Here is a 16,268-nt window from a genome sequence, read left to right as displayed (position 1 = left end):
TGCCTCGCCCTGTTCGCGGCGGTCCACCTGCTCTCCCGACCCGAACGCGGCCGCGATCGGCCGGTCGTCCTCGCGCTCGTCGTCCTGCCGATCCTGGTCGGCGGCGTGCTGTGCGTCTCCAAGATCTTCCTGCTGTGCGGGCTGGTGCGATGGAACGGCACCTGGATGCTGCAGATGCTGATCCCCGGCGCCGGTTCCCACGGCCTGTTCGCCCAGTACACCGCCGACGGGTTCCGGCCGACTGGTTCCTCAGCGCGGGCCTGGAACTTCGTCCTCGACACCCGGCCCTGGTTCGGCTACGGCGCCGGCGGCCTCGCCGTCCCTTACGACAGGGCCTGGGGGAGGCCATCATCGCCGGCGGTCTGCTCGGCGTCGCCCTGCTGACGGCCGCCCTGCTGCTCGTGGCCAGCACCTGGTGGCGCAGTGCCGGTGCAGACCGTAGATGAGCAGTAGCTGCTGCACCGGTGTCGAGTAGATGTAGGTGCCGTAGAACAGGTCGTCGCGGGCGGCGACCTTCCACAGTGGCAGCCGGATGGCCGCCCAGACGCAGACGTAGGCCAGCGGGAGACTGATCACCGCGTGCCTGTCCGGGCACAGCAGCCCGGCGGCGGTCAGTGCGACCGCGAGGAACAGCGAGCCCAGCCGCAACCCCCATCCCGTGTTCGACGGACCGGACGGCCACGGTCGCTCGGCAGTTCGGCCGGTGGATCCGGGCCTCGGCCACGCGGCGACTCTCCGGCAAAATATAGCTATCTGTAGCTGACAAGTCATCGATGGTGACGTTCCGTGTGTGGCGGGGGAGGCTCTGTGGATCCGACTCCCGCTCTCGGGCATCCCCGTCCGGCGCAGACAACGTCGGTTACACCGGTTTCCCTCAGGCGCCGCGGCATCGGCGGGCGACGGTGGTCGGGTGCGGCCGGTCGGTTCGCCGTGCCGCGCGCGGATCCACGCAGATGGGGATGTGCCGAGCGGGGCTGAGAGCAGGTACGACCAGCATTGCGGATGCCAACGGCAGCGGTATGGACACGATTACCGCGTGAGGCGACCCCGCTTGTCACCGAATGGCAGTTGGCGTATAGCGTCCGCTTTGTGGCTACTGTTGCTGAGCGGATACTCGACCAGCTCGCCAAGGCTCCCGAGGGATTGGACGACGGCAGGCTGGCCGCGGCGACCGGGGCGAGCCGGGGCACGGTGAACCAGGTCTGCCGGCGACTTGCGCAGACGGGACAGCTGCTGCGCGCGCAGGGCGCCGGCGGCCGCATCCTCAATCGGCTGCCGGAGGCGGCCGTCGCGGCTACCGACGTCCCGGCCGGTTCCGTCCCGGCCGATCCGGCGCCGGTGAGTCTGGTTGCCGTGAGCGCCCGCACCGCCGTGGAGCCGGCCACCCCCGTGGAGCCGGCTCCCGAGTCGGCCTCGGCTGAAGCGCAGGTCGCCGACGACGCGCCGGCGGCGGAGGTCGAGCCGCTAGGGGGCACGGAGCCGGCCCTGGAGCCGGTGTCGGCGGTCGAGCCGGTGCCGGTCCTGGAATCTGCGCCGCTCCCGGTCCCGGAGCCGGTCGTCGAGCCGGAGCTGGTTGTCGAGCCGGAGCCGGCAGGGGAGTCCACGCCGGCGCAGGACGTGGCCGGCCAGCCGGTCGTGGAGCCCGTGCCGACCCCGCCCGCCACGGCTGAGTCGCGACCGGCGGGCGGGCCCCCGCCGATTGTGGAAGTGATCGCCGTGCCGGTCGTGGAATCCGCGTCGGTTCTTCCCGCGGACGTTGCGCCAGCCATCGAATCCGAGTCGACGCCTGAGCCTGAGCCTGAGTCGACGTCTGAGCCTGAGTCGATCTCAGCGCCCGAGCCGACCGCGGAGCCGGTGTCGGTGGAGGCGTCGGCGCCGATCGTGGCGGTGCCAGCGGAACCGGCTGCGGCCGTGATTGCGGCCGAGGCGATCCCCGCCCCCGCCGAGGCAGAGGATCCGGTGGCGACCCTCGGGCAGGTCCTGGCCGCCCTCGATGACGCGATGGCCCGATTGGGGAGCACGATCCCGCCTGGGCCGGCGAAGGCCTCGGGCGATGCCACGCCATCGACGGAGCTGCCGGACGGTACGGTAGCCGAGCCTTTCGGGACGGAGGCGGTCCCCGCGGCGGCTGCGGCCAACGGCGGGGGCGGCGACCGGACGGGGACCGGCGTTCTCCCTTCCGCGGAATCGGCCAACGACAGCGCTGTCGCGCCGGCCAAGGGGGCGGGAACGGGTCACGGGGAGGGCGATCACGGCGTGGGCGGGGAGAGCTCCCCGGCCGCGGAGGAGGCACCGGTGGCGCGCGCGAGCGCGCCTGCGGTGCGTCGAAGCTGGTGGCGCCGCATGTTTGTACGCAACGTCGGTTGATGTAACGGTACGTAGTCGGCGGCGGCTGGTTGGCTGTCGTCAGCCTGACGTATCGAGGGCGTGGATCCGGCCGTACCGTTCGAGCGTCACCGATCTACCTGGGGAGAGCATGTCCATGCGGGCGAAATCGCTCGTCGCCGTCGTTGTGCTGTCGTCGCTGGCGCTCGTCGCCTGCGGCAGCCGGGCGGGCAACACTGAGCCGACCACGGCCGCCAGCACGCAGGCCGGTGCGTCGAACAACACCGCCTCCGACGTCGGGGTCACACCCACCGAGATCAAGATCGGTACGATCGCCGGTCTGAGCAGCGGCTTCGGTCCCGACACGTTCTCCGCATCGCTGTACGGGGCGAGGGCCTACTTTAAGGCGCTCAACGCGGCCGGCGGCGTGAACGGTCGTAGCGTGAACCTCGCCGAGTGCGACGACAAGGGCAGCCCCGACGGAAACGTCAGCTGTGCGCACAAGCTCGTCGACGACGAGAAGGTCTTCGCGCTCGCCGGTGTGACCGCGTTCAACTACGCGGGTGCGCAGTACATCAACTCGAAGGGCGTGCCCGACATCGGCGGCCAGCCCGTCGGCACCGAATACGACCAGTACCCGCACCTGTACTCGATCTACGGTAGCTACTACCCGCGCAACGGCGACCGCCCCGGCTACAACGGCACGTTGTACGCGGGGACGGAGACTTACCGCTGGTTCAAGCAGAATCTGCGCACCAACGTGGCCGGGGTCGTGTACTACAACGTCGCCCAATCGCAGCGCTACGCCAAGTCGGTGGCCGACGGTCTGCGCAAGGAGGGCTACAACGTAGTCGAGGAGGAGATCAACCTCGGGGCGCCGAACTGGGACTCTGCGGTGCTCGACCTCAAGCGGCGCGGCGTGCAGATCGTCTTCGACGCGATGGACGACGGCGGCAACGCGCGGCTGTGCAGCTCCATCGAGAGCCAGAAGATGACACTGCAGGCCAAGGTGGCCACGCCGCAGGGCTGGGCGAACAACATCGGCCAGATCTACAGCGCGTCGCCGAACTGCCGGAACACCATCTACTCGACCAGCGGCACGGCCAACTACCAGGACACCTCGATCCCCGCGGTGGCGCAGTTCCAGAAGGATCTCCAGGCGGCGGCGCCCGACCGGGTGGCCAAGGAGAACCTGTGGACGCTGGAAGGCTACGTCGCGGCCCAGTGGCTGACCGACGCGATCCGGTCCTGCGACGCGAACGTGACCCGCACGTGCGTCGAGGCGTTGATGAACAACGGCAAGGACTATGACGGCCACGGGCTGCTCGTCTCGGCCGGTCGCAACTTCACGAAGGCTGCGCAACCACCCGCGCAGGACAAGAACTGCCTGAACGTCGCCCGCTGGAAGGACTCGGCGAACGGCGGCAAGGGTGGCTGGGAGACCCAGGTCAAGGACATGAACACGAACTGCTTTACCGTCCCGAACCTGGGTTACCCGGCAGGCTGACGGCTGGCGGCGGTGGCCGCCGAGAAGATTCGGGCCCCGGCCGGGATCCCCGCACCCGCGGGTGATTCCCGGCCGGGGCCCGTCTCGTTGCAGGGCATTCGGCGGCCCGCAGCAGGCCGGCCCGCAGCGCAGCGCAGCGGTTAGGCGGAGGCGCCGGTGGCCGCGCCGCCGGCGAAGTCGGCGGGGGTGCCGGCGAAGGACCGTTCGCCCCGGTGCAGGACGTAGACCAGGTCGGCCATGGCCAGCGCCTGCTCGGTGTACTGGTCGGCGAGCAGGACCGTGGTGCCGGAGGCGGCCACGGTCGCCAGCCAGCCGAACAGGTCCGCGGCGACCTTCGGCGACAGGCCGAGCGACAGCTCATCGACCATGAGCACCGACGGGCGGGCGAGCAGGGCCCTGGCCAGCGCCAGCATCCGGCGCTCGCCGCCGGACATCGAACCGGCCCGCTGGGTGAGCCGCTCGCGCAGCCGAGGGAAGGACTCCAGCGCCGGGGTGATGTCGGGATGCCCGCTCGTCTCGGCGATGATCTGCAGGTTGTCCCGGACCGACAGGGTGGCGAACACGGCCCGTTCGTCCGGCACCAGCATCAGGCCGCGCCGCGCCCGGTCCACGGTGGACAGCCGGGTGATGTCCTGGCCGCGCCAGGTCAGGGCGCCCGCCCGCAGCGGGATCAGCCCCGACAGTACCCGCAGCGTGGTGGACTTGCCCGCGCCGTTCGCCCCCAGCAGCGCGGTCACCTTCCCGGCCGGGATGGCGAGGTCGAGGCCGTGCAGGACCTCGACCGTGCCGTAGCCGGCGCGGGCTCCCGTCAGTGCGAGCTCGGCGGTCGCCGTCGTCAATGTGCCTCCCTGGAGTGCCCCGCTGCAGCGAGGGGTGCCTGCGCCAGGTACACCGACCGCACGGTCGGGTCGTTGCGGACCGTCTCCGGGTCGCCGGACGCGACGACCCGGCCGCCCACCATCGCATACACCTGGTCGACGACGGAGAAGACGAGGTCGACGTCGTGATCGACGATGACGATGCCGACCCCGCCGGCGGCAGTCCGCCGCAGCAGCTGCGACAGCTTGGCGGTCTCCTCGCTGTCCAGGCCGCTGGCGGGCTCGTCGAGCAGCAGGATGTCCGGGCGCGCGCACAACGCCCGGGCGAACTCCACCAGCCGCAGCGCCCCGGTGGGCAGCGTCCCGGCGATCGTGTCGCGCACGTCGGACAGGCCGAGGGAGTCCAGGACCTCCTCGACGATCTGGGTCACTGGTCCCTTTGGGGCCAGACCCAGCCGTTCGAGCACGCGCTCGGCGCTGTGGCTGATCCGACCCTGGCCCTGGGCGGACAGGCCCAGCAGGCCGCCGGCGTAGTCCCGGCGCCGGTTCTCCGCACCGACGAGCAGGTTATCCGCGACGGTGAGGGTGGGGAACAGTGAGGGGACCTGGAAGGTCTGCACCAGGCCACGCCGGGAGCGGATGTCTGGGCGCATCCTGGTGATGTCCGTGCTGCCGAGGACGACCTTGCCCTCGTCCGGTTGCTCGACGCCGGTGAGCAGGCTGAACAGCGTCGACTTGCCGGCGCCGTTCGGTCCGATGAGACCGGTGATCATGCCCGGTGGAGCGACGAGGTCGACATGGTCGACCGCGGTCAGGCCGCCGTAGCGACGGACCAGGCCCACGACCTGGAGCACGTGCCGGCTCATGCCCGGCCTCCCTCGGCTGGGTGGGCCTCGGCCCCGGCCCCGGTGGGCGTCGGGCCGGCCGGCCGCGGCAGCGTCGGGCGCGGGGCGCCGGCCGGGTCGGTGGCCTGCCGCCGACGGGCCCCCGCGGTCTGGGTAGCGGCGTACTGCTGGACCATCCCCACCAGGCCGGCGCCGAACGGCGTGAGCCGCGGGGCGCCCGCGGGCAGCCCATCCTGGTTACCGGACAGCGGCCAGCGGGCGTAGTGCCCGGCGCGGGCCGCCCTCAGGGTCGAGCCGATCCCGGGGAGGCCGGTGATGCCGGTGATGCCGGTGGTGGCAGGTAGGTGGCCCACCGCGGAGATGCGCACGGGCACCGGCCGGGGGGCGCGCTGGTTGGGGTCGACGAAGCTGTCGGCGAGGTACTGGGCGAGCAGCCGAAGCATGCCGCGCACGGCCGAGGCGAGTCCGCCGGGCATCCACCCCAGGGCGAGCGCCAGGATGCCGATGGCCAGCGTCGACGACCCGGCCGGGGCCAGCACGTCGATCGTGACCATGAAGGCGGCGGCCACGATCGCGCCGGCCGCGCTGTCCGCGCCGAACACGACGACCGCGGTGAACCACAGCAGGCTCTGCAACGGGGCGAAGTCGTCGGCGGAGAACGAGTAGCTGCTGTGCACGAGCAAGGTCCCGCCGAGCCCGGCGATGACGGAGGAGACGGTGAACGCCAGCAGCTTGAGGTTGCGCACGTCGACGCCGACCGCGGCCGCGCCCTCGGAGTGGTCGCGCAGGGCGAGCAGGGCCCGGCCGAGCCGGCCTTGGTGCAGGTTGCGCACCACCAGCAGGCCGATGCCCAGACAGATCAGCTCGAAGACGTAGAATGCCTTCTCGGACAGCTCCCAGCCGAACAGCGTCAGCGGGTCCAGATACAGCCCGGTGGCGAAGGTGGGCTGTTCGAAGACGAACCGGCTCACAACCGCGCCGACGGCGAAGGTGGTCAGGGCCAGCGTCAGTCCTCGGCGCCGGATCGCCGGGTAGCCGGTGATCAGGCCGATGGGGGCGACCAGGAGCGCGCCGACGAACATCGACGCGATCCCCGGCATCGCCGGCAGGCCGAACAGGTCGCCGTTGGCGAGCTTGAGCGACAGCAGCGCGCCGAGGCCCGCGAAGCCGGCGGCCCCGAGGGAGAGCTGCCCGCTGTAGCCGGTGACGATCACCATCGACAGGAAGATCAGGGCCAGCGCCGGCACCATGAACGCCGAGCGCAGGTCGGAGGGCGCGAAGGTGAGCGGCGCGAGCAGCAGCGCCCCACCGCCCAGCTTGCCGAGGTAGTCCCGACGGAGCCGGACCCCGCTGACCCGCCCGGACGGCGGGGCATCGCGGCTGGAGAAGCTCGTCGTCGCCCCGGAGTCGCCCGAACCCAGCTCCCGCAGCTTCGGGACGGCCAGCAGCAGGACCAGCAGGGCGACGATGAACAGGTTCGACTGGAGCACGGTCAGGATCTGGCCGGCGTCGCCGTGGAGGGTGAACTGCTTGAGTTCGCTCTGCAGGATCGCGATGCCCAGTGCGGTGAGGACCGCGACCGTCATGCTCGACAGCCGGGCGGCCACGACCACCGCGAAGGTCTCCAGGACCAGCAGGGTCAGGCCGTAGGGGGTGAGCTGGAAGCGGGGGGCGAGCAGGATGCCGGTCAGTCCCGCCATCGTGGTGCCGGCGGCCCAGCCGGCGGCCGCGACCTTGTCGGCGGGCACGCCCGACAGCTCGGCGAGCTGCCGGGCGTCGACGACGGCCCGGATCTGGCGGCCGAAGGCGGTCCGGGCGGCGATGACCCCGATGACCCCGGCGAACACGATGACCATGACCAGTTCGGCCAGGGCGTCGGCCCCGATCCGAGTGTCGCCGAACAGCTGGACCGACGAGTTCGGGAAGATGCTGGGTGCGTCACTGCGCGACCCCAGCCCCCAGATGCCCGCGGTGATGCCGAGGCTCAGGACCAGCACGCCGAGGCTGGCGACGAGGGACTCGGCAGCCGACGCCCGGCGGCGGGCCAGCGGCCGGAACACGAGCCGTTCGAGCAGCAGCCCGATGCCGGGGGACACCACGGCGAGGGAGATCACGGCGGCCAGCCAGATCGGCAGGTTCCACTCGACGACCATCTCGCGGAAGACGTACGCCACCAGGGTGGCGATCCCGCCCTGAGCGAGGTTGAGCACGCCGTTGGTGCGATAGGTGACCAGCAGGCCGATGCCGGACAGGGCGGTGATCGCGCCCAGCGAGACGCCGGCCAGCGCCAGGTCAATGCTGGTCATCGGCCACCCTCTCGGCGTCCGCCGTCGCCGGCCGGGTCAAATCTGATCACGGGAACGCTCGCCTTCCGGGGCGCCGTCGCAACGCGGGGAGACGCCGGCGGGTCAGGCGCGCGGGCCGGGGGCGCTGATTCCCGCCGGCTGTGCGGGCCCACCCGCCACGGCGCCGCCGGTCGCGTTGAAGTAGGAGTTCTGCGGCGGGGCGGCGGGCTGTTGCTGGTAGGCCGCCTGGGCCGGGGCGGTGGGTGCCTCGCCGTCGACTTCCGCACCGGTGGTGGCGGCCGCGATGATCAGCGAGTGCAGGTCGTCGACCTGGCCGACGGTGCGGGCCTGCGCGGACTGGGCCGCGTCGAAGCGGTCGGCCACCAGCAGCGCGCTGCCGATCAGGACGAGCGCCAACCCGCCGAAACCGCCAGACACCACGTACGGTAGTTGTAGCGCGACATCCGTCTCCTTGGAGACGCCCAGGTAGCAGCCGAGAAGTAGAACGCCGCCGGCCGCCGCCACCACCCATCCACGCAGCGCACGGCCCACGTCGACCACCAGGCGCGACGTGGGCCGCGGATTACCGGTCCCAGCGGTCTGCTCGTCCACTTTCGTCTCCCCCATGGAGCGTCTCGTCATCGGTCGTTTGGGTGCGGTATCCCGCCTGGCGCCCGTCCCGGTCGACGATCCGGGTCACGACAGACGTCAGATTAGTGCTCGGAGCTGAACAGGTGCTCTGTCGGGTGGCCCACGGATGTTCCTGGCGAGCTCCGGCGGCACGGGAGGTTTCGTTGCATTCGGTATACGAGGATAGGCGAACGTCCACGAGGGCGGTCAGGTATGTCCGCCTACGGACAGTCTGGGGCTTATGCCGGCGACCGTCGACCCCAGGACGATCGGTCCGTCGCTGCCGGCCGGCCCGAGCCCGCGAACCGGCTCCGGCGGGCGGCGCTCCCGGCGCAGGCCAGCGCCCGGATCCGTCGGTGTGGTGTCCCGTCCGAGCAGCGCGGCAGGCGGGCGCAGCCCGATTCGCCCAGGCCGGAGCGCCGCAGGCCGCCCGCCGCCCGCCGCCCGGCCCACGTATCCGCTGGCGATGCCGATGTGTTGGGTTTCTCGTGCTGGGAAATTGCCCCTTCGGGTCATCGGCGGAGATTGCGGGGTCTGGATCGCGGAAGCGACCGCCGCGCGGGGGGCGCTGGCCCGCGCCCGCCTGACCCGCGCCCGCCTGACCCGCGCCCGCCTGACCCGCGGCCGAGGCGGATCAGCCCGACCGGCGGGGCTGCACGGGAATGACGGTGGGGGCGTCGAGGACGTCGCAGAGCACCGCGGCGCCGAGCGGCGCGATGACCGAGGCATGGTCGGCGGGAGACCCAGCGTGGTCGATGGGAGACCTGGTGTGGTCGGCTGCGGACCCGACGGCCCGTGGGGCGTGGCTCCCAGCCGGCGTCTCGGCTGCCGCGAGCAGGTCCGCGCAGCGGTCCACCCAGACGCGTCGGCGCTGCCCGAGCTGCCGATCCTCGACCTCGAGAGGCCCGGGGACGCCACCCATCGCGGCCTGCAGGTGGGCCCACTCGTGCGCCGCCGGCCAACTCGTGAACGAGCCCAGGTAGTCGTAGTCGTAGTCGTGGCAGGGCCGTGGGCCCAGGTGTCGGTCCGCCACCATCACAGCCAGCCCTTCGGGGTCGGGAAAGCCTGTCATGATCACTTCGTCCCGCGGGTCGAAACTGCCTGCCGGCCGAACGGACCGGGTTGGTCCGACCGTTCGCCGGACCTGATCGTCCGGGCTGAGGCCCCAGGCTGCTCGCGCCGGAGGCGCTGGTCCAGAGCCCAGAAATCGTACTTCGCTACAGGCTACGGGGTGTGCACGGTAGGCGGTAGCCCCGAGGGATGTCCGGTTTGAGCCGGTGTCGGAGACGTCAGGTGATGATCGGGACGTTGCGCTGCCGCGGTGGCACCCCGGTCCCACCGGAGGCCCGGCCGAACTGCCAGGCGTCGGTGACGATCTGGTCGATGCTCGACTGGGGCGAGCTCCAGCCCAGCTCGGTGCGGATCCGCCGGCTGTCCCCGATGAGCGCCTTGGGCTCGGGGACGGGCGGGCAGTGGATGCGGCGCACCGGGCGCCCGCTGGCCCGGCCGACGGCCGCCAGCACGTCGGCGATGCTCACCCCGATGCCGCTGCCCACGTTGAACACCGAGCAGCGTCCCGGGGTGGCCGCCGTCAGCGCCGCATGATAAGCGGCGGCCATGTCCCCAACGTGGACGTACTCCCGCAGCGCGCGCCCGTCTCCGTTGACGCGGAAGACGTCGCGGCGCCCGCTCGCCACCGCGATCGCGGCCGGGATGATCCGGCTGTCGTCCCGGTCGAAGCGCCCGGCGACGGCACCGGCGACATTGAACGAGCGCAGGATGACCGCGCCGATCAGACCGGTGCCGGCCTGATGGCTCAGCAGGCGCTCGGCGGCGAGTTTGGACGCGCCGTAGGGGTTGGACGGGTCTGGCGGTCGGCTCTCCGGGACGCCGGTCAGATCAACGTCACCGTAGACGGCGCAGCTGGAGCCGAACACGAACGCGGGCGCGACCCCGGTCCGTTCCGTGCCGATCTCCAGCGCCGTGAGCAGGTTGACGGTGCCCGTCAGGTTGGCCTGGAAATAGCGCAGGGGGGCCATCCGCGACTCCCGGACCCGGGTCAGGGCCGCGAGATGGCACACCCCGTCGAAGCCTCGATCCACCTCGGCGGCGGCGAGCTGCCGCGGGTCGAGCAGGTCCGCGGCCACCACCTCGACGCCGGGCGCGAAGGCCGACGCCGAGGTGTGGTCGCGCACCATCGCGGTCACCGCGTGGCCGTCGGCGGTGAGGGCGTCCGTGACCACTCCGCCGATGAATCCGGACGCACCGGTGACCAGAACGCGCATGTCCCGGGTCAGGATGCCGTCCGCGCGCGCACGCCGGGCAGCAGCGTCTCGCGGTGGCGCCAGGCGAGCTCGAGGCAGGCCGCCGCCGACGGAGCGATGGGCTCGGTGTCGACGAGGCGGCGCAGCGAGGTGTGGGTGAACGGGATACCCTCGGTCACCGCTCGGTTGGGCCCGGCCGTGACGACCGAGCCCTCGGCGTTGCTCTGGACCATGCCGCCGAACAGCTTGTCGAAGGCATCCGCGTCGATAACCACGACGGTGAGTATCTCGCCGAACAAGGTCAACGCGTCGAGGCCGATGCCGAAGTACGACACCCGCAGCGAGCCGGCGCGCCGAGCCTGCTCGAAGGAGCGGAACGGCTCGTCGGTGTCGTAGTCGATCGGGCTGGACGAGCTGCCGTCGTGCTCGGGGTTGCCGAGCAGCTCCTCGCTGAGCTCCCGCATGATGTTGCGCCACAGGTCGAAGTCGGCCTCGTGGTGGAACGCGGTGATCCCCGACGGCTGGAACACCCCGGCGGGGATCACGTGGTAGACCCCGCCCGCGGTCGCCACGGAGCCCGCGCTGCGCCGGTGCAGGAAAAAACTCGCCTGGCCGCCCCGATCGTGCCGGATCGTCAGGGTGTTGATCGAAGGCAGGGCCACCCGGCGACCGAAGTCGAACGGGTTGCCGATACGCGCCCGGAACGGCAGCGCGGGCCAGGACAGCCCGGTGCCGGCCATCGCGGCGGCCGCCTCGTGTGCCACCGTCTCGCACACGTCGACGGCGTCGAAGTAGGTCGTGTGCCCGAAGTTCAGCGTCGGCCGGTTGTCCGCCGTCGCCGGCGCCGTGCCGTCGCCGGCGATGTCCAGCAGTCGGAAGCTCAGCCGGTTCTCGAACAGCGTCGGCCGGTCGAGGTCGCGCATCGCCCGGGTGTAGCGCTGGTACCGGGTCTGCGGGCTGCCGCCGCCGAGCAGCGGGTGGCTGCCGGCCGTCTCCGGCTCGTCCCCGCGGATCAGCGGCGGTTCGACCTTGTCCTGCCAGTGCAGGGCGACCTCGTCGATGTCCACCGGTCGGTCCCAGACCCAGCCCGGACGGGCCAGCAGGCCGCTGCCGAGCCGGTCGGTCTCCAGGTAGAGCCGCACCGCGGCTCGGGCGAGGCTGATCCGATGGTGGTTGAGGTGGTCTCGGGTCAGCCGCCAGGCACGCTGGCTGGCAGCGACCTGTTCGGCCGCGGGACTGCGTGGGCTGCTGTCCCGCCTGCGGTCCGCCATCGCGCCGGGCGCCAGGCCCACGTCCTCCGGGGACAGCGCGAGGTTGCGGGCGATGTGGCGCAGCGTCGAGATGTCGTGGATGGCCCGGCGGCCGCTTTCCACCTTTGACACGTACGATTGGTCGAAACCCAGTCGATCGGCCAGTTGCTGCTGCGTCAGACCGTGGGCCTGCCGGTAAGCCCTCAGGAGCTGGCCGACGCCGACGCTGGCTGGAGTGGCCCGCGGCGGCGTCCAGAGCCAGGTGTGACCAGTCACCCGCTGTCCTCTCGTCCGAGAATCGTGTTACGCGAAGTGAGCGTAACGAGTCGGGCATCTGGGAGCGCAGTGACATAAATCGACCACCCCATACGGAGGTGGTCCGGTGGCGTCCTGCAACGTCTTCGCTGCCTTGCGTTATGCAGTGCTGTTCCTGCCATCCTGGCGTTCATTGGTTGGGTAACCCGTCGGACAGATCGAGGATGACTACGACAATGATCGCGACGAGTATCCAACGGAAGAAGCCGATGCGGCTCGACACGTCGCGGGCGATGCTCCGACCGGCTCGGCCGCCGAGCACGAGCAGTGCGAGCAACGCGCCGCCGACCACGACGATGAAGATGCCGGCATTACTGTGGTCCACGCTCAAGACGATCGCATGACGGCGTTGGGTGACTACACAGGTCCTGTCGAATTGTCGCCGATCGGCCGAGAACCGCCTCATCCGCGACGCGCACTCGGCCGGCACGTACTCGGCCGGCACGAGGTCGGCCGCGGGCGTCGTCACGTCGAGGTACTCCGGTCGCTGGTGGTATGGGGCGGCAAGGTGTGAGGGACATCATGCAGGATTGCGCCCGCCCCACCGTCGGACCAACCACCACCCGGCACGGCGAACCCGCCCCCTTCCGCTACCCGCGGGATGTTGGGAGACGCGCATCTGAGCGGGCTCGTCCCTAGCCTGTTCCGGATGTCCACGGCACTTATGACCGATCACTATGAGTTGACCATGCTGCGGGCGGCGCTCCGCTCCGGGGCGGCGAACCGTCGTGTGGTCTTCGAGGTCTTCACCCGTTCGCTGCCGCCCGGCCGCCGCTTCGGTGTGTTCGCCGGCACCGGCCGGCTGCTCGATGCCCTGGCGGCCTTCCGCTTCGCCCCGCCAGAGCTCGCCGCGCTGCGCGCCGCCGGTGCGGTCGACGACGACACCGCAGCCTGGCTGGCGGACTACCGCTTCCGCGGCGACATCCGTGCCTTCGCCGAGGGCGAGCCGTTCTTCCCCGGCACGCCGGTTCTCGCCGTCGAAGGGACGTTCGCCGAATCGGTGCTGTTGGAGACGCTCGTGCTGTCGATCCTCAACCACGACAGCGCGATCGCCGCGGCCGCCGCCCGGATGGTCGCCGCGGCCGGCGGGCGGCCCTGCCTGGAGATGGGCTCGCGGCGTACCCACGAGGCCGCGGCCGTGGCGGCCGCGCGCGCGGCCTACCTGGCGGGCTTCGCGGCCAGCTCCAACCTGGAGGCGGCCCGGACCTACGCCGTGCCCAGCGTGGGGACCAGCGCGCACGCGTTCACCCTCGTCCACCCCACCGAAGCCGCGGCGTTCGCCGCCCAGGTGGCCGCGCTGGGCCGCGACACGACGCTGCTCGTCGACACCTACGATGTTGCCGAGGGCATCGCCGCCGCGGTCGCGGCGGCCGGGCCGGAGCTCGGCGCCATCCGGATCGACAGCGGCGACCTCGGCGGCCAGGCGACGGCGGCCCGTGCTCAACTCGACGGGCTCGGTGCCACCGACACCAGGATCATCGTCACCGGGGACCTCAACGAGCACGTCATCGCCCGGCTGGCGCAGGCGCCCGTGGACGGCTATGGCGTCGGGACCAGCCTGGTCACCGGGTCCGGGGCGCCAACCGCCGGGTTCGTCTACAAACTCGTCGAGGTCGATGGCGTCGCCGTGGCCAAGAAATCGGTGGGCAAGACCAGCCGCGGGGGGCGTAAACGCGTGGTGCGCCGCCACGACCCCAGCGGCCGCGCGGTGGCCGACGTCGTCTTGCCCGCCTATGCGGCCGCCGCTCCGGCTCCGGCCGCTGCCGCTGTGACCGCTGCGGCCCCGGCCGCTGGCGCCTCCTCCGCCGCGACCTGCGCCGCCGCCCTGCTGCCGGTGGCGGCCGACTCCGGGTTGCGGCCCGGTGGGACCCGAGACCGTGAGCTGCTCCAGCCGATCGTCGTGGGCGGCGAGCCGGTCGACGCCGATCTGGTCGGCCCCACCGGCACGAGGCGGGCCCGGGAGCACCACGGCCGGGCCTTCGCCGCGCTGCCCCCGACGGCGCGGGACGTGCGTTTCGGTCAACCGTGCCTGCCCGTGGTGCACACCACCCGCGTGTGACCTGTCCCGCGTCGGACCTGTCCCGAGTCGGACCTGTCCCGCGTCACCGCAAAGTCGCTACGGGGAGGGGGCCGTGTGCGGTGAGGTGAGCATGGCCAGACTGGAGGGGTGCCGCCTGCATCGCCGCCGAATCAGGTCCGCGGTCCGCGTGACGGCGACGACGGGCGGCCTCGCGGTGATGCCGCCGGGCCGCCGGTTGTCGCCGTCAGCGTGGACCTGGTTCTGCTGACCCTGCGCGGCGGCCGGCTCTGCGTCCTGCTGATCCGCCGGGACGGCCCGCCGTTCGACGCGCCCTGGGCTCTGCCCGGCGGATTCGTCGACGGCGATGAGGACCTCGACACCTCGGCGTCGCGCCGGCTGTGGGCCGAGACCGGGGTGACCATGACCGGCCATCTCGAGCAGCTGCGCACCTACGGTGGCCCGCATCGCGACCCGGGGATGCCCTGGGTCAGCGTCGCCTACCTCGCCCTGTTGCCGAACCTGCCGCCGCCGCCGCCCGGCTCCGACGGCCCCCGTGCGCGGTGGTGGCCGGTGGCGGACCTGGGCTCCGCGGACGGCCCCATGCTGGCCCTCGACCATCCACGGATCGTCGCCGACGGGGTGGAGCGGGCTCGCGCGAAGCTAGAGTACACCCCGCTGGCCGCCGCCTTCTGTGAGGACCAGTTCACCCTCGCCGACCTGCGCCGCGTCTACGAGGCTGCCTGGGGCGTCGCGCTGGATCCCCCGAACTTCCGGCGCAAGGTGCTGTCCACACCCGGGTTCGTCGTCCCACTGGGCCAGCGCACCTCCCCGCGCGGCGGCGGCCGGCCGGCCGAGCTGTACCGGCGTGGCTTGGCCACGGCCCTGCACCCGCCGCTGCTGCGTCGCTCGGTCTGACCGTCGGCGCCGCGCGGTGCCGTGCCGTCGCACGCCGCGACCGTGACATGCTCCGTTGCATCTCACCGTGCCCGGCGGCGGGTCAGGGCGCGGGAATGGCGTAACAATAGGTCTCGTGTCTGTCACCGCCGTGTCGCCACTCGACGTCGAGGAAGTTGACGAGGCCCTCGACGACGAGCGGCCGTGGGTCACGATCGTCTGGAACGATCCGATCAACCTCATGTCGTACGTGACCTACGTCTTCCAGAAGTTGTTCGGCTACAGCAGGTCGAAGGCCACCGAGCTGATGCTCGACGTCCATCAGAAGGGACGCGCCTCGGTCGCCACCGGTACCAGGGAGGAGATGGAGGCCGACGCGGAGCGCCTGCATGCCTACGGGCTGTGGGCGACGATCGCCCAGGACTGACCAGCCCTCCCCGCCGGGGATACGGGACCAGACGTGCGAGTCCTGTGTGGCCAGTGGCCGCAGGGGGCCTGATCAGGGTGGCAGGTGGGCGCTTCGGGGGTTCGATGCGCGCTTCACTGGCCGCCGCACCCTTCGCATCTTTATGTGGCCAGTTGTGTACGGAATCGTGCCGAGGCCTGGTTACGGTTTTCGGCCGTAAAACCGTACGTAAGCCTCGGCACGATCTGGCCGCAATATGGCCGCGGACCGAGCCGGCCGGAAGCGGGGCTGGCCGGAGGCCGGGAAGCCGGGTCGGCGGGCGGCGGCGGTCGCGCGGGGCTCATGCATGCCCAACTCGGACACTCTGTATGGCCAACGGGGCCACAAAGGGCTAGCTGGATCGGGTGCGGGCGGGGTGAGGCCGGCCGCCGTCGGCAGGCTGCGCCGGCGCGCGCCGGCCGGCGCGTGATTCTGGCGGGAGAGGACGGAATGCCGGGGGCCGGTCGGCCCGGCCGCGAGCGGGGGTTCGACAATGTGCTCGGTGGGCCGTGAAGGTGCGGGCGGGATTCGTCCGGATCAATCCTGGGGAGCTACGCGGTAACGGCCCCGAAAAACTCGGCAATCGGTATTCGCCATTCATTTCACGAATCATTACCCGCCGCTGTTCGGTTCAGCTGGACTCTGACGATGAATCCGGGCTGTGTGTATC

General features: G+C 71.6%; 14 protein-coding genes and 1 pseudogene. 6 read left to right on the top strand and 9 right to left on the bottom strand.

Annotated features, from left to right (window positions below):
* Positions 1 to 384, top strand: a pseudogene (locus tag G6R25_RS12215) (hypothetical protein); the annotation flags it as partial.
* Here G6R25_RS12215 and G6R25_RS12210 read toward each other — a convergent pair.
* Positions 349 to 648, bottom strand: coding sequence for a hypothetical protein (locus G6R25_RS12210; protein ID WP_163553069.1), 300 nt, complete (start codon positions 646 to 648; stop codon positions 349 to 351). The pseudogene G6R25_RS12215 and the gene G6R25_RS12210 sit on opposite strands and share 36 nt — an antisense overlap.
* A gap of 441 nt (positions 649 to 1,089) precedes the next feature.
* Here G6R25_RS12210 and G6R25_RS12205 point away from each other — a divergent pair, with 441 nt between their 5' ends.
* Entirely contained in the window at positions 1,090 to 2,367 is a 1,278-nt protein-coding gene (locus G6R25_RS12205; RefSeq protein WP_163553068.1) for a helix-turn-helix domain-containing protein, read from the top strand.
* A gap of 115 nt (positions 2,368 to 2,482) precedes the next feature.
* Complete coding sequence (locus G6R25_RS12200; RefSeq protein WP_163553067.1) at positions 2,483 to 3,832, top strand: ABC transporter substrate-binding protein; 1,350 nt, start codon at positions 2,483 to 2,485, stop codon at positions 3,830 to 3,832.
* A 140-nt stretch (positions 3,833 to 3,972) separates the two neighbouring features.
* On the opposite strand, the gene G6R25_RS12195 is transcribed toward G6R25_RS12200, so the two are convergent.
* The 8 genes from G6R25_RS12195 to G6R25_RS26925 all read right to left on the bottom strand — a co-directional run bounded on the left by G6R25_RS12195 (position 3,973) and on the right by G6R25_RS26925 (position 12,708).
* A complete protein-coding gene (locus G6R25_RS12195; protein ID WP_163553066.1) occupies positions 3,973 to 4,671 on the bottom strand; it encodes an ABC transporter ATP-binding protein in 699 nt (232 codons plus the stop codon).
* Positions 4,668 to 5,516: an ABC transporter ATP-binding protein gene (locus G6R25_RS12190; RefSeq protein WP_163553065.1), complete on the bottom strand. Its 849-nt coding sequence runs from the start codon at positions 5,514 to 5,516 to the stop codon at positions 4,668 to 4,670. Before G6R25_RS12190 ends, G6R25_RS12195 begins: the two co-directional genes overlap by 4 nt.
* Complete coding sequence (locus G6R25_RS12185) at positions 5,513 to 7,801, bottom strand: ABC transporter permease (protein WP_163553064.1); 2,289 nt, start codon at positions 7,799 to 7,801, stop codon at positions 5,513 to 5,515. Before G6R25_RS12185 ends, G6R25_RS12190 begins: the two co-directional genes overlap by 4 nt.
* A 102-nt stretch (positions 7,802 to 7,903) precedes the next feature.
* Positions 7,904 to 8,392, bottom strand: coding sequence for a transporter (locus G6R25_RS12180; RefSeq protein WP_163553072.1), 489 nt, complete (start codon positions 8,390 to 8,392; stop codon positions 7,904 to 7,906).
* A 652-nt stretch (positions 8,393 to 9,044) separates the two neighbouring features.
* A complete protein-coding gene (locus G6R25_RS12175; protein ID WP_163553063.1) occupies positions 9,045 to 9,482 on the bottom strand; it encodes a hypothetical protein in 438 nt (145 codons plus the stop codon).
* A gap of 217 nt (positions 9,483 to 9,699) precedes the next feature.
* A complete protein-coding gene (locus tag G6R25_RS12170) occupies positions 9,700 to 10,695 on the bottom strand; it encodes an NAD-dependent epimerase/dehydratase family protein (RefSeq protein ID WP_163553062.1) in 996 nt (331 codons plus the stop codon).
* An 8-nt stretch (positions 10,696 to 10,703) separates the two neighbouring features.
* A complete protein-coding gene (locus G6R25_RS12165) occupies positions 10,704 to 12,200 on the bottom strand; it encodes a helix-turn-helix domain-containing protein (protein WP_163553061.1) in 1,497 nt (498 codons plus the stop codon).
* A 169-nt stretch (positions 12,201 to 12,369) separates the two neighbouring features.
* A complete protein-coding gene (locus G6R25_RS26925; RefSeq protein ID WP_235948188.1) occupies positions 12,370 to 12,708 on the bottom strand; it encodes a hypothetical protein in 339 nt (112 codons plus the stop codon).
* A gap of 180 nt (positions 12,709 to 12,888) precedes the next feature.
* On the opposite strand from G6R25_RS26925, the gene G6R25_RS12155 reads away from it, so the two are divergent.
* The 3 genes from G6R25_RS12155 (at position 12,889) to clpS (ending at position 15,580) form a co-directional block, all read left to right on the top strand.
* Positions 12,889 to 14,298: a nicotinate phosphoribosyltransferase gene (locus tag G6R25_RS12155; protein ID WP_235948186.1), complete on the top strand. Its 1,410-nt coding sequence runs from the start codon at positions 12,889 to 12,891 to the stop codon at positions 14,296 to 14,298.
* A 210-nt stretch (positions 14,299 to 14,508) separates the two neighbouring features.
* Positions 14,509 to 15,174: an NUDIX hydrolase gene (locus G6R25_RS12150; RefSeq protein WP_163553070.1), complete on the top strand. Its 666-nt coding sequence runs from the start codon at positions 14,509 to 14,511 to the stop codon at positions 15,172 to 15,174.
* A gap of 115 nt (positions 15,175 to 15,289) precedes the next feature.
* Positions 15,290 to 15,580, top strand: coding sequence for an ATP-dependent Clp protease adapter ClpS (gene clpS / locus G6R25_RS12145; RefSeq protein WP_136448067.1), 291 nt, complete (start codon positions 15,290 to 15,292; stop codon positions 15,578 to 15,580).
* The last annotated feature ends 688 nt before the right edge of the window (positions 15,581 to 16,268 follow it).

The sequence above is a fragment of the Candidatus Frankia alpina genome (assembly GCF_902806485.1).
In the GTDB taxonomy this organism is placed as follows: domain Bacteria; phylum Actinomycetota; class Actinomycetes; order Frankiales; family Frankiaceae; genus Frankia; species Frankia alpina.
Note: the sequence above shows the minus strand (reverse complement) of the source record. Positions and strands in the feature narration are given on the sequence as shown.

Excerpts from the sequence above, each read along its gene's own strand:
- G6R25_RS12185 (WP_163553064.1), bottom strand. The coding sequence starts at position 7,801 with ATGACCAGCATTGACCTGGCGCTGGCCGGCGTCTCGCTGGGCGCGATC.
- G6R25_RS12155 (WP_235948186.1), top strand. The coding sequence starts at position 12,889 with ATGTCCACGGCACTTATGACCGATCACTATGAGTTGACCATGCTGCGG.
- G6R25_RS12175 (WP_163553063.1), bottom strand. The coding sequence starts at position 9,482 with ATGACAGGCTTTCCCGACCCCGAAGGGCTGGCTGTGATGGTGGCGGAC.
- G6R25_RS12170 (WP_163553062.1), bottom strand. The coding sequence starts at position 10,695 with ATGCGCGTTCTGGTCACCGGTGCGTCCGGATTCATCGGCGGAGTGGTC.
- G6R25_RS12200 (WP_163553067.1), top strand. The coding sequence starts at position 2,483 with ATGCGGGCGAAATCGCTCGTCGCCGTCGTTGTGCTGTCGTCGCTGGCG.
- G6R25_RS12190 (WP_163553065.1), bottom strand. The coding sequence starts at position 5,516 with ATGAGCCGGCACGTGCTCCAGGTCGTGGGCCTGGTCCGTCGCTACGGC.